Here is a 12,323-nt window from a genome sequence, read left to right as displayed (position 1 = left end):
TGGCCGCGGGGCCCTCGTTCGGGGCGGGCTCAGCCGGCGCGCAACTCCTCGAGCACCGCCCCGGCGGCACGCCAGCCGCTGGCGAGAGCGCCCTGGATCGATGGACTGTCGCGGTGGTCACCGGCCACGAAGAGCCCCTCCCCCATCGACACGGGCTTGCGCAGCCGCCCCTGCGGCGGCGGCGCGGCGGGCAACGCGTCCGGGACGGCCACTGTGGTGAGGTGGGTCCAGTCGGCGGTGGATCGACCGTACAGCCGGGTCAACTCGGCCCGGATGGTCGACTCGGGCGGGGCCGTCGGACCCACCACCGAGGTGGCCACGAGGTGCCGTCCGGCGGGCGCGTACGTACGGGCGGCGTTGCTGAGCACCACAGTGTTCGCCACGATCTCCCGCCGGTCGCCGTCGACGAGCAGGATCGGCTCGGCGAGCGGCGGCTCGGGCGCGCTGTGGTAGTAGGTCGTGTAGCTGTGCATGCGTACCGTCGCCAGGGCCGGCAGCAGCGCGGCCGCGGCGGGCGGGTCGACGGCGACCACGACGGCCCGGCAGCGGATGTCGCCGGCCTGGGTGCGGACCACCCCGGGCGCGACCTGCGCGACCGGGGTGTCCAGGTCGAGCAGGTCGGCGGGGAGCGGGTCGGCGATGGCCCGGGGCAGCGCGGCCATCCCCTCGGCGGGCAGGCCGATCCGGCCGCGGGCGAACGAGCGCAGCACCATCGCGAGCACGTGGCTGGAGGTGGCCAGCTCCCGGTCGATGAACACCCCGGACAGGAACGGCCGCAGCAGCTCCTCGATGATCGCGTCGGAGAGGCCGGCGCGGCGCAGCGCCGTCTCGGCGCTGGTCTCCGGCGCGGAGAGCAGCCGGGACACCGGCAGTGTGGCGCAGCCGGTGGCGAGCGCGGCGAAGCGCAGCCGGTCGAGCAGCGAGCCCACGCCGGCCAGCGCGGTACGCGGCCCGCCGGCCGGCTCCCGCAACGGATTGACCAGACGCAGCAGGTCGTCGCCCCGGCGCACCAGCACCCCGGACGTGAAGCAGCCGAGGTTGAGCCGGTCGGTGTCGAGCAGTGTGCCGAGCCGCGGGTAGGCCGTGTTGAGCACCTGGAAGCCGCGGTCGATCTGGTAGCCGTCCACGACGTCGGTGGCGACCCGGCCGCCGAGCCGGCCGCCGGCCTCCAGCAGGCGCCAGGGCACGCCGGCGCGGTGCAGCCGGCGGGCGGCGGCGAGGCCGGCCAGGCCGCCGCCGACGACGACCACGTCGGTCTCAGCGAGCATCGCGCGCCTCCCGCTCGCCGTTCGCCCGGGACAACCGGCCCGGCCACCAGATCTTCGGCCCGATGTCGTACGCGAGCGCGGGCACCAGCAGCGACCGGACGATGATCGTGTCGATCAGTACCCCGATCGCGACGGCGGTACCCAGCTCGACGAGCACCACCAGCGGCAGGACGGCCAGGGCGGAGAAGGTCGCGGCGAGCACGATGCCGGCGGAGGTGATCACCCCGCCGGTGACGGCGAGGCCGGCGAGCACACCGGCGCGGGTGCCCCGCTTGACCGACTCCTCCCGGACCCGGCTCATCAGGAAGATGTTGTAGTCGATCCCGAGGGCGACCAGGAAGACGAACGCGAACAGCGGGAACGACGAGTCCACGCCGGGGAAGTCGAAGACGTGGCGGAACAGCAGCGCACAGAGACCGAGGGTCGCCGCGAAGCTGAGCAGCACCGTGCCGATGAGCAGCACCGGAGCGAGGAGGGCCCGCAGCAGCAGGGCCAGGATCACCGCGATGACCACCAGCACCACCGGGATGATCACGTTCTGGTCGCGCTTCGCGGCGTCCGAGGTGTCCACGTTGATCGCGGTGAAGCCGCCGACCACGGCGTCCGCGCCGGGCACCTGGTGCACGGCCACCCGCAGGTCGCGGATGGTCTGCTCGGCCCTGTCGCTGTCGGGCGGGTCGGCGAGCGTCGCCTCCAACTGCACCCGCCCGTCGACGACCTTCGGCGGGGTGTTCTCCTCGGCTGGGCCGGTCTGCGGGCCGCTGGAGAGTGGACGGACGTCGGCGACGCCGCGTACGCCCTGGGCCACCTGCGCCACCTGCCGCGCGCTCTGCTCGGTGGTGAAGATGGTTGCCGGGCTGCCGGTGCCGGCCGGGTAGTGCCGGGCGATCACGTCCTGGCCGTCCACCGAGTCGGTGCGCTGGGTGAACAGGTCGGACTGACCGAGGGTGGTGGCGCCGAGCTGGGTCAGGCCGAGCGTGAGGAGAGCCAGGACGACGGCGGTGCTCAGCCAGATCGGTCGGGCGTGCCGGGCCACGAAACCGGCGATGCGACTCCAGATGCCGTGCTCGGTTCGCGGGTCGGCCTGGTCGGCTCGGGGACGTCGGGGCCAGAACGCCCACCGGCCGCCGAGCACCAGCAACGCCGGCAGGAAGGTGAGCATCACCAGCAGGGTGGCGGCGATGCCGATGGCGGCGACCGGGCCGAGCGCCCGATTCGAGTTGAGGCTGGACAGCAGCAGGCAGAGCAGGCTGACGATGACCGTGCCGCCGGACGCGATGATGGCCGGAGCGGCGCCCCTCCACGCGGCACGCATCGCGTCCCACGGGCGGTCGTGCCGGTGCAGCTCCTCGCGGTACCGGGCGATCAGCAGCAGCGCGTAGTCGGTGCCGGCGCCGAAGACCAGCACGGTGAGGATGCCCTGGGCCTGGCCGTTGAGCTTGACGATGTCGGCGTCGGCGAGCAGGTAGACGAAGACCGAGGCCAGCGCGTACGACATTCCGGCCGCCAGCAGCGGAAAGATCCACAAAACTGGGCTGCGGTAGACGATCAGCAGGATGATCAGGACCACCACGAGCGTGACCAGCAGCAGCGGCCCGTCGATGGCGGAGAAGACCTCGATCAGGTCGGCGAGCAGGCCGGCCGGGCCGGCGACGTCCACGGTGAGCCCGCCCCGGTCGCCGCCGGCGATGTCGCGTAGCTGTTCGACGACCGAGCCGACCTCCTCGCCCTCGGCGTCGTCCACCGGCACGACGACCTGGAGTGCCTGGCCGTCCTCACTGGGAATCGGCGGGGGCAGCGGGTTGACCACGCCGGGCACCTGGGCGAAGCGGGCGGCGTCGGCGCTCACCCGCTGCCGGTCCGCGTCGGTGATCCCCGCCGACCGCTCGTAGACGACCAGCGCCGGCACGGTCTGCCGGTCGACGAACCCGCCGGCGAGGTCCTGGGCACGGGTCGCCTCGGCGTCGGTGGGCAGGAAGGCGGCGTTGTCGTTGGTGGCGACCTCGCTGAGACGCCCGGCGTACGGGCCGGCCACACCGCCGATCACCAGCCAGGCCAGCACGACCGCCACCGCGACCAGTGTGGCCCGACCGAAACCCCCTCGTCCGGACATTGCGCTCACCCCATGAATCGATGCATCAATCGACGCAGCTGGAGTCTAGGTCGACATCGACCATCCTGCCGGGCAGGCGAGCCGCAAGCGACCCAAACCCCCCATTCCGCCCCACACCCCCACACACCGCGGCCCCACACCCCCGCGCCCCACACACCCCCGCACACCGCGCCCCACGCCCCTCGCACGCCGCGCCGTCACGCCCCCGCGCCACCGCGCCACCGCACACCGCACACCGCACTCCACCACGCCCCACGCCCTCACGCCCCGCGCCACCGCACACCGCCCTCCACGCCCCCACCCCGCCCCGCCCCGCCCCGCCCCGCCCCGCCCCGCCCCGCCCCAAGATCGTCACAACTTCGGGGATATTGCTGCCTCAGGCCCGAGGGAGACAGCAACATCCCCGAAGTTGCTGCCACGAACGCCGACCCCACCCCGCCAACGCAGCCGCGCCGCAGAACCCCGCGCCGACCTTGCAGTTTCGGTCGTGGATATGCGAAGAGTGCCCCTTACGCCGGGACAGTAAGTGCAAGATCGCGGAGGGCAGGGGGCGGGCGGCCCGGACGGGAGGAGCTGCCCGGGGGCGGGGGGGATAGCAGGAACGCCCGTCGGCGTAGTGCCGACGGGCGTTGGTGGAGAAGCTCCCCCGATTGGACTCGAACCAATAACCTGCCGGTTAACAGCCGGCTGCTCTGCCAATTGAGCTACAGGGGATCGTGCACCGCCCGGAACCGGATTTCGCCGGTGCCGTGCGACGGGACAAGAGTACAGGACATTCCCCGGTGGTGGGCCAGTGGGTTCCACCCGCATCCGCCTTGATCCAGATTCGCAGGTCAGCGCCACAGCCGAATCGCAATCGGGACAAATCGCCATCCCGGCACAAGCAGGCTTGAGCGGGGAGCAGGATGGGTAGTTAGCTGCGGACAGAGGACGCAGGCGCGAATTTGTCGCGCCCGACGGGGCAACCCGCCGGGGCGACGGCGCGTCAGGTACGGAAGGAGCCGCCATGCGCGGAAAGATCATGTTTCTTGGCGGGCTGGCTGCGGGATTCGTCCTGGGCGCTCGTGCCGGCCGGGAGAAGTACGAAGAGCTCGTGGTCCGGGGCCGCAAGGTGCTCGACCACCCGACCGTCCAGGAGGCGGCCGGGGTCGCGCAGGCCCAGGCCAACAAGCTCTACAGCGAGGGCAAGGACAAGCTCGGCCAGACCAAGCTGGGCGAGAAGCTGGGCACCGGCAACGGCAGCACCGGCAAGCAGGAGCTGACCGCCGCCGACGACGCGTTCGCCGGCACGCCCGCCACCGTGGGCGCCAAGGCGGGCAGCAGCACGGTCGGCACGACCTCCGGGTCGCCGTCGGCCACCAACCCCCGCACCAAGCCGTCCGGCTCGGGCACCAACGCCAGCACGCTCTGATCCATCGCACGTAGACCCATCGCACGTAGACCCATCGCACGTAGACCCATCGCACGTCGACGGGCCGGTCGCCGAGAGGCGACCGGCCCGTGGCCTGTTCGAGCTGTGGTCAGTCCTTGCTGCTGAACGCCGCGTCGAAGGCGGCGCTCGGGGCGTCGAAGGCGAGCCGGCGGACGAACTGCAGCGCCTCCGGGGCGCCGACCAGGCGGTCCATCCCGGCGTCCTCCCATTCGACGGAGATCGGACCGGTGTAGCCGATCGCGTTCAACGCCCGGAAGCAGTCCTCCCAGGGCACGTCGCCGTGCCCGGTGGAGACGAAGTCCCAGCCGCGGCGCAGGTCGGCCCAGGGCAGGTGCGAGGCGAGCCGGCCGCGCCGGCCGTCGCCGGTACGCACCTTCGCGTCCTTGCAGTCCACGTGGTAGATCCGGTCGGCGAAGTCGAAGATGAAGTTCACCGGGTCCAGCTCCTGCCAGACGAAGTGCGACGGGTCCCAGTTCAGCCCGAACGCGGGCCGGTTGCCGATCGCCTCCAGCGTCCGCTTGGTCGTCCAGTAGTCGTACGCGATCTCACTGGGGTGCACCTCGTGCGCGAACCGCACCCCGACCTCGTCGAACACGTCGAGGATCGGGTTCCACCGATCGGCGAAGTCCTGGTAGCCGCGCTCGATCATCGACGGCGGCACCGGCGGGAACATCGCCAGGGTGTGCCAGATCGACGACCCGGTGAACCCGACGACGGTCTTCACTCCGAGCTTCGCCGCGGCCCGCGCGGTGTCCTTGATCTCCTCGGCGGCCCGCTGGCGGACCCCCTCGGGCTCCCCGTCGCCCCAGATCCGGGCGGGCAGGATGTCCTGGTGCCGCTCGTCGATCGGATGGTCGCAGACCGCCTGACCGACGAGGTGGTTGGAGATCGTGAAGACCTCGAGGTTGTGCTTTGCGAGCGTCTCCCGCTTGCGGTCGACGTACGAGTCGTCGGCGAGCGCCTTGTCGACCTCGAAGTGGTCGCCCCAGCAGGCGATCTCCAGACCGTCGTAGCCCCACTCGGAGGCGAGCCGGCAGACCTCCTCGAACGGAAGGTCGGCCCACTGGCCGGTGAAGAGCGTGATGGGTCGCGCCATTGTCCTTCTCCCCTGATGTGATGGGGATTCCCTTGTGCGGACCGGGGCGAGGGTGACCGGTCAGACCGGTACGTGGCACCGAGGCGGAACACCGGTGGGTGCCGAGCGCACCTGAGCCCGACGGGTTGCGCCTCCCACCGGGCCACCGGCCACCGTCACGGTCGCCGCCTCCACCCTATTTCCGCCGGGGGTCATCGCGAAAGCCCCGGATCGTCACTCGGCCGCTTCTTCGGGCGCGGGCAGGACCGCCCGGACGGTGAACCCGCCGCCGGGATTCGGGCCGGCCGAGAAGGTGCCGCCGACCCGCTCGGTGCGCCCGCGCACAGCGGCCAGCCCTCGCCCGGCGCCCCGGGTCTCCCCGGCCGGCGTCGCGGCATCGGCGCCGTCGTCGCGTACCTCGATGGTGATGCCCTCGGCGTCGTAGCGCAGCCGGACCGCGACCGCCGCGCCGGGGGCGTGTCGGCGCACGTCGGCCAGCGACTCCTCGATGATCCGGTACGCCGCCACGTCGACCGCGCCGGGCAGCGGCCGGGGTGCCCCGCCGAGGCTCCAGCGCACGGGCTGACCTGCGGCGAAGCCCTCCGCCAGCGCGTCGAGACGGTTCAGGCTGGGAGCCGGCCCGGTCAACGGGTCGGGCTCGTCGGCCCGGTGCAGCGCTGCGCGCAGGCGGTGCCCCTGGGTCCGCGCCATCCGGCGCCATCGCGCGAAACGCCCCATACTGGTCAAGGTACGGCAGCCTCCTGAGAGTGAGCCCGCGGCGTCCACGCAACGCGCCCAGCGGCACCGGCGGCACCGACCGCCCCGACCGCCCCGACCGCCCCGACCGCCCCGACCGCCCCGACCGCCCCGATCATGGATTGTCGAGAGGGGTATACCTGTGAGTTATATTTATGACTCACAGGTATACCCCTCTTCGGCGACATCGGCCTCGGCAAGGACGCGCCCGGTGAGGCGGGGCGCGTCCGGTGTCGCTGTGGTGCACACCAGGATCAGGTGATTCCGGGGAACGGGTCGCACCGGGGTCTGGCGGCATCGGGAGCGGGTGGCTCGCAGGGGCCGTCAGCCGTGACCGGCGGCCCCTGCGCGCTCAGTGAGCCCGGTGGGCTCGGTGCATTCGGCAGGTCAGGGCAGGGTCCACTTCTGGTTGGCCGCGCCGTTGCAGGTCCAGAGGTGGACGATGGTGCTGTCCGCCGAGTTGTTGCCGGAGACGTCCAGACACTTGCCCGAGGCCGTGTTGCGCAGGCTGCCGTCGGCCTGGGCCGCCCAGTTCTGCGCGCCGGTGCCGTTGCAGGTCCAGAGCTGGATCTTGGTGCCGTCGGCGGTGCCGCTGCCGGACACGTCGAGGCACTTGCCGAGCGCCTTGATCGTCGAGTTCGGCGTCACGGTCCAGGTCTGCGCCGTACTGCCGTTGCAGGTGTAGATCTGGATCTGGGTGCCGTCGGCCGTGGCGCCGCTGCGCACGTCCAGGCACTTGCCGGCGAGGCCCTTGACCGGGCCGACCCCGGTGCTGCCGCCGGTCCCCTTGACCAGGGTGAAGTCGTCCACGTCGAAGAGCCCGGTGCCGCTACCGCCGAACGTGAGGTAGAGGTTCTGGGTGCCGGACGGGACGTTGGACAGCGCCGCGGTGACGTTGGCGAACGTCGTCCAGCTGCCGGTGTTGGGCACGGTGACCGTGCCGAGCACCGGACCGGTGGCCGAGCCGGTGCGGACCTGGATGGTGCCGCCCGCGCCGCCGGAGACGACCCGGGAGGTGAACGAGGTGACGCCGGTCAGGTCCACGCCGTTGTACGCCGCCCAGTCACCCGGGTCGATGTAGCCGATGGTCTGGCCGCCGTTGGCGCCCGCCTTGGTGAACGCGGAGACGCCGTTGGCCGAGCTGAACGCCTCGGCCTGGATCGTGCCGGTAGGCGGCGGAGTGGTGCCCAACTCCTTGATTCGGATGTTGCGGAACGAGGCGTCGTCGCCGGTGCCGTGGTTCTGGATGCCGATGTGGCCGGCGAGCGACCGTACCGGATTGGTGTTGGTGAAGTCGTTGATCTTCACCCCGTTGAGGAAGATCTGGAGCCGTTCGCCCTCGACCAGCAGCTCGTAGGTGTTCCACTCCCCCGGCGCGTTGAGCGCCGCGTCGCGGGCCGCGAGGTCCGCGGACTTGAAGGTGTAGACCGAGCCGGTGGTACGGTCCGCCGCGTCGGTGGCGTCGATCTGGATCTCGTAGCCGTTGTCCACCGCCGACCACGGGTCGCTCGACGGCGGGAAGCCGATGAACACGCCCGAGTTGTCGTCGCCGGCCAGCTTCCAGTCCAGCTTCAGCGAGTAGTTGGTGAACTGCTTCGCGCTGTACCAGTACAGGCCCATGCCGCCCACCGAGGTGAGGGTGGCGTCGGAGTTGGTGAAGTTGCCCGGCCCGGCCTGCGACCAGCCGGTGGTGGAGCCGTTGTAGAGCGGGGTGTAGCCGGTCTCGGGCCGGCAGTCGGCCTTGCTCACACCGGCCGCGTACCGGATGCCGCCGAGCAGGTGGTTCCGGAAGTTCGGCTCGGCGTACGACGCCTGGGTGTGCCCGCCGCCGGTGTAGAAGGACCGGCCGCCGCTGTAGCTCTTGCACCAGGAGTGCGGGTGGTCGGCGCCCATCCCGCCACCGGAGTACGACGACTCGTCCAGGGTGGCCAGCACGTGCGCGGTCGACCGAGCGTTGGTGCGGTAGTTGTACCACTCGTCGGTGCGGGTCCAGGTCTGCGGCAGGTGGCCGGTCGCCGCGTGCCCCCGGTCCTCCACCTTGACGTTGGCCTGCTGGATGGCCGGGTGCGAGGCGAACCACGCGCCGACCAGGTTGCCGTAGAACGGCCAGTCGTACTCGGTGTCGGCGGCGGCGTGCACACCCACGTACCCGCGACCGGAAGCGATGTACGACTCGAAGGCGGTCTGCTGGCTGGCGTTGAGCACGTCACCGGTGGTGTTGAGGAAGACGACCGCCTCGTACTGGGCGAGGTTGGCGGTGGTGAACGCGGCGGCGTCCTCGGTGGCGGTGACGGTGAAATTTTTCGCGGCGCCCAGGTCGCGGATGGTCTGGATGCCGACCGGGATCGCGTCGTGCCGGAAGCCGGCGGTCTTGGAGAACACCAGCACGTCGTAGGGGGCGTCGGCGGCGCTGGCTGGGGTGGCCGGGGTGGTGCAGGCGATGACGGCGAGGACGGCGGTGGCCGCGCCGAGGACGGGTCGCAGGAGTCTGCGCATGTCGCTCTCCTAAAGACTGTTAGGAGGGGCCCCTTGTACAACACTAGGCGTTAACAAGGGGCCCTTCCTTTCAACTCAGGGCAGGGTCCACTTTTGGTTCGCGGCGGCGGTGCAGGTCCAGAGGTGCACTACGGTGCTGTCCGCCGAACTGTTGCCGGAGACGTCGAGGCACTTGCCGGACGCCACGTTGCGGAGCGTGCCGTCGGCCTGCGCGGACCAGTTCTGCGCCCCGGTGCCGTTGCAGGTCCAGAGCTGGATCTTGGTGCCGTCGGCCGTGGCCGCACCCGAGACGTCGAGGCACTTGCCCAACGACTTGATGGTGGAGTTCGGCGTGACCGCCCAGGTCTGGGCCGCACTGGCGTTACAGGTGTAGATCTGGATCTGCGTGCCGTCGGCGGTGGCGGCGTTGCGCACGTCCAGGCACTTGCCGCCCAGACCCTTGATCGGACCGGTCCCGCCGGTGGGGGCCGAGCCGGTGGTGAAGGTGAACGCGTCCAGGTCGTAGAGCGCGCCGGTGCCCGTACCCGCGAACGTCAGGTAGAGCGTGGTGGTGCCGGTCGGCGGGTTGGTGATCGCTCCCGTGACCGTGGTGAAGGTTTCCCAGCCGCCGGTCACCGGGACGGTGGCGGAGCCGAGCACCGTGCCGGTGGCCGAGCCGGCCCGCACCTGGAGGGTGCCGCCGGAGCCCGCCGAGGAGACCCGGGCGGTGAACGAGGTGACGTTGCCCAGCCGGTACGGCTGGAACGCGATCCAGTCGCCGTTGTTGATGTCGCCGACGGTCTTGCCGCCCTCGGCCGGGGTCTTGCTGAACACGTTGATCCCGGACGAGCTGCCGAAGAACTCGGCCTGGCGGTGTCGCGGCGGCAGCGTGTGCTGGGTGTGCGTGGTCAGCCCACCGGCGTCGGTGTACTCGGCGTCGAAGATGGCGAAGATGTTCGCCGCGTCGTCGTGCTCACCGTCGACCGGGATGGTGATCGAGCCGGAGCAGCCGGTCTTCGAGGTGATCTGGTGCCCGTGCTGGTCGTGCCCGAGCACGTAGGTCATCTTGACCTTCGTGCAGTCGATCGTGCCGTCCTCCGGGTCGGTCACCGTGATGCTGTACGGCACGGTGTCACCGAAGCTGAACAACTGCCCGTTGCCGGGGTTGTTGATGGTCACCGTGGGCGCGGTGTTGCCAACGTTGATCTGCACGCTGGCGCTGCCGGTGGCACCCTGCGGGTCCCGTACGGTCAGCGTGGCGGTGTAGGTGCCGTTCGTGCTGTACGTCTTCGTCGGGTTCGCCGTCGTGGAGGTGGTGCCGTCGCCGAAGTTCCACGAGTAGGTCAACGCCCCGCCCTCGGGGTCGGACGAGCCGGCCGAGGAGAACACCACGGTCAGCGGGGCCGCGCCGGAGGTCTTGTTCGCGCTCGCCGCGGCGCTGGGCGCCCGGTTGCCGCCGGCGACGTAGTCGAAGCGGTAGAGCGCCGAGTTGGCGTCACCGTTGAAGTAGCCGGTGCCGTAGTCGAGCACGTAGTAGGAGCCGTCCGGGCCGAAGGCCGAGTCCATCACCTGCTTGCCGACCCACGGGAATGTGTCGATGGTGCCCCGGGAGCCGTCGGAGTTGACGTGGATGGGCTTGATCCAGCCCCGGCCGAACTCGGTGGCGAAGAACTGGCCGTCGAACGACTGCGGGAACTTGGTGGTGGAGGTCGACGAGGCGTTGTAGCGGTAGACCGGGCCGGCCATCGGCGACTCGGAGCCGCCGCCGAACTCGGTCGGGGTGCCGGCGTCGCCGGCGTACCGGATCCAGGCCGGCTGGGCGGGCGGCAGGGTGGTCAGGCCGGTGTTGCGGAACGAGTTGTTGGTCGGCCCGCCGGCGCAGTTGTACTTCGCTCCGCTGGTGTTGGTGGCGAAGTCCCACTCGTTGTACGTCTCGGTGGTGGTGTTGGTGCCGGTGCAGTACGGCCAGCCGTAGTTGCCCGGCGCCGCGACCCGGTTGAACTCGACCTGGCCGGACGGCCCGCGGGTGGAGCTGGTGCTGCCGGCGTCCGGCCCGTAGTCACCGACGTAGACGACGCCGGTGCCCTTGTCCACGCTGATCCGGAACGGGTTGCGGAACCCCATCGCGTAGATCTCCGGCCGGGTCTTGGCCGTGCCGGGGGCGAACAGGTTGCCCGACGGGATGGAGTACGTGCCGTTGGCGTTCACCTTGATCCGCAGGATCTTGCCCCGCAGGTCGTTGGTGTTGCCGGCGCTGCGCTGCGCGTCGTACGCCGGGTTGCGGTTGGTCCGCTCGTCCAGCGGCGAGTAGCCGGCGGATTCGAAGGGGTTGGTGTCGTCGCCGGTGGACAGGTAGAGGTTGCCGGCGGCGTCGAAGTCGATGTCCCCGCCGACGTGGCAGCACAGACCGCGGTCGGCAGGCACGTCGAGGACGTCGACCTTGCTGGCCTGGTTGACCGTGAAGTCGCTGTTGAGGGTGAACCGGGAGAGGCGGTTCACTCCCTGCCAGGCCGAGAAGTCGGTGCCGGTCGCGGGCGCGTCGCCGGCGGGGGTGGACAGCGGTGGCGCGTAGTAGAGGAAGATCTGCCGGTTGCTGGTGAAGTTCGGGTCGACGCCGACGCCCTGCAAACCCTCCTCGTCGTGGTTGTAGACCAACAGGGTGCCGATCACCGACGTGGTGCCGTTCGCGTCGGTGCGGCGCAGCGTGCCGTTGCGGGCGGTGTGCAGGACCGAGCGGTCCGGCAGCACGGCCAACGACATCGGCTCCCCCATGTCGGACACGCCACGGGCGAGTTCGACCTGCTGGAAGTCGGTGGCGTTGATCGTGTGCGCCTGGGCCGGTGTTGGGCTGGCCGCCAGGGTGACCGTGCCGGCCGCGGCCACGAGGAGCAGGGCCGATCCGGCGGAGAGCCATCGTCGGGATCGACGAGGGGGTGCGTCCTTGTTGGACATCTGTGCTGTCCCTTCCTGACGAGTGAGGCCAGGCCGGGCGCGCGCCGTCGCGCCGGATGCCGTAGCGGTGGTGGGGGTCGATGGGTTACCGCGCCGCCGGTTCACCTCGACGAAACAATGTCGTGTTGGCCCCGACACTAAGTCGCGCTTGTAGATGTGTCTATACCTTCCGACGATCCAGCATCAACTTTCGTCGATTTGATCGAAAGTTGCCGGGTCGGGACCGTAAGAAAGGGTCAGGACGTCGCGTGC

General features: G+C 70.8%; 7 protein-coding genes and 1 tRNA gene. 1 reads left to right on the top strand and 7 read right to left on the bottom strand.

Annotation, left to right across the window (positions count from 1 at the left end; translation table 11 throughout):
- Window positions 1-29: 29 nt before the first annotated feature.
- The 3 genes from OG505_RS00720 to OG505_RS00710 all read right to left on the bottom strand — a co-directional run bounded on the left by OG505_RS00720 (window position 30) and on the right by OG505_RS00710 (window position 4,095).
- Window positions 30-1,268 (bottom strand): FAD-dependent oxidoreductase, encoded by a 1,239-nt coding sequence (locus OG505_RS00720; protein WP_405430236.1) that lies wholly within the window; start codon window positions 1,266-1,268, stop codon window positions 30-32.
- Window positions 1,258-3,381 carry an MMPL family transporter gene (locus OG505_RS00715; RefSeq protein WP_405430234.1) on the bottom strand — a complete coding sequence of 708 codons (2,124 nt, stop codon included), beginning with the start codon at window positions 3,379-3,381 and terminating at the stop codon, window positions 1,258-1,260. Before OG505_RS00715 ends, OG505_RS00720 begins: the two co-directional genes overlap by 11 nt.
- Window positions 3,382-4,022: 641 nt before the next feature.
- Window positions 4,023-4,095 (bottom strand) — tRNA-Asn (locus OG505_RS00710).
- Between the two features lie 292 nt (window positions 4,096-4,387).
- Here OG505_RS00710 and OG505_RS00705 point away from each other — a divergent pair.
- Window positions 4,388-4,792 carry a hypothetical protein gene (locus OG505_RS00705; protein ID WP_405430233.1) on the top strand — a complete coding sequence of 135 codons (405 nt, stop codon included), beginning with the start codon at window positions 4,388-4,390 and terminating at the stop codon, window positions 4,790-4,792.
- A 109-nt stretch (window positions 4,793-4,901) separates the two neighbouring features.
- Here the strand turns inward: OG505_RS00705 and OG505_RS00700 are convergent, their stop codons facing one another.
- The 4 genes from OG505_RS00700 to OG505_RS00685 all read right to left on the bottom strand — a co-directional run bounded on the left by OG505_RS00700 (window position 4,902) and on the right by OG505_RS00685 (window position 12,071).
- On the bottom strand, window positions 4,902-5,909 hold the full coding sequence (locus OG505_RS00700) for a sugar phosphate isomerase/epimerase family protein (protein ID WP_354854580.1): 1,008 nt from the start codon (window positions 5,907-5,909) through the stop codon (window positions 4,902-4,904).
- 213 nt (window positions 5,910-6,122) lie between these two features.
- Window positions 6,123-6,599: a sensor histidine kinase gene (locus OG505_RS00695; protein ID WP_405430231.1), complete on the bottom strand. Its 477-nt coding sequence runs from the start codon at window positions 6,597-6,599 to the stop codon at window positions 6,123-6,125.
- 432 nt (window positions 6,600-7,031) lie between these two features.
- Window positions 7,032-9,140, bottom strand: a complete 2,109-nt coding sequence (locus OG505_RS00690; RefSeq protein WP_405430230.1) for a ThuA domain-containing protein — start codon at window positions 9,138-9,140, stop codon at window positions 7,032-7,034.
- Window positions 9,141-9,215: 75 nt separating this feature from the next.
- Window positions 9,216-12,071 (bottom strand): PQQ-dependent sugar dehydrogenase, encoded by a 2,856-nt coding sequence (locus tag OG505_RS00685; RefSeq protein ID WP_405430229.1) that lies wholly within the window; start codon window positions 12,069-12,071, stop codon window positions 9,216-9,218.
- Window positions 12,072-12,323: the final 252 nt, after the last annotated feature.

The organism is Micromonospora sp. NBC_00617, assembly GCF_045161355.1.
In the GTDB taxonomy this organism is placed as follows: Bacteria; Actinomycetota; Actinomycetes; order Mycobacteriales; family Micromonosporaceae; genus Micromonospora.
The sequence above is the reverse complement of the archived record's forward strand: the minus strand, read 5'-3'. Positions and strand labels throughout refer to the sequence as shown.

Coding starts and splice junctions, on each gene's coding strand:
- OG505_RS00720 (WP_405430236.1), bottom strand. CDS start 1,268: ATGCTCGCTGAGACCGACGTGGTCGTCGTCGGCGGCGGCCTGGCCGGC.
- OG505_RS00715 (WP_405430234.1), bottom strand. CDS start 3,381: ATGTCCGGACGAGGGGGTTTCGGTCGGGCCACACTGGTCGCGGTGGCG.
- OG505_RS00705 (WP_405430233.1), top strand. CDS start 4,388: ATGCGCGGAAAGATCATGTTTCTTGGCGGGCTGGCTGCGGGATTCGTC.
- OG505_RS00700 (WP_354854580.1), bottom strand. CDS start 5,909: ATGGCGCGACCCATCACGCTCTTCACCGGCCAGTGGGCCGACCTTCCG.
- OG505_RS00695 (WP_405430231.1), bottom strand. CDS start 6,599: ATGGCGCGGACCCAGGGGCACCGCCTGCGCGCAGCGCTGCACCGGGCC.
- OG505_RS00690 (WP_405430230.1), bottom strand. CDS start 9,140: ATGCGCAGACTCCTGCGACCCGTCCTCGGCGCGGCCACCGCCGTCCTC.
- OG505_RS00685 (WP_405430229.1), bottom strand. CDS start 12,071: ATGTCCAACAAGGACGCACCCCCTCGTCGATCCCGACGATGGCTCTCC.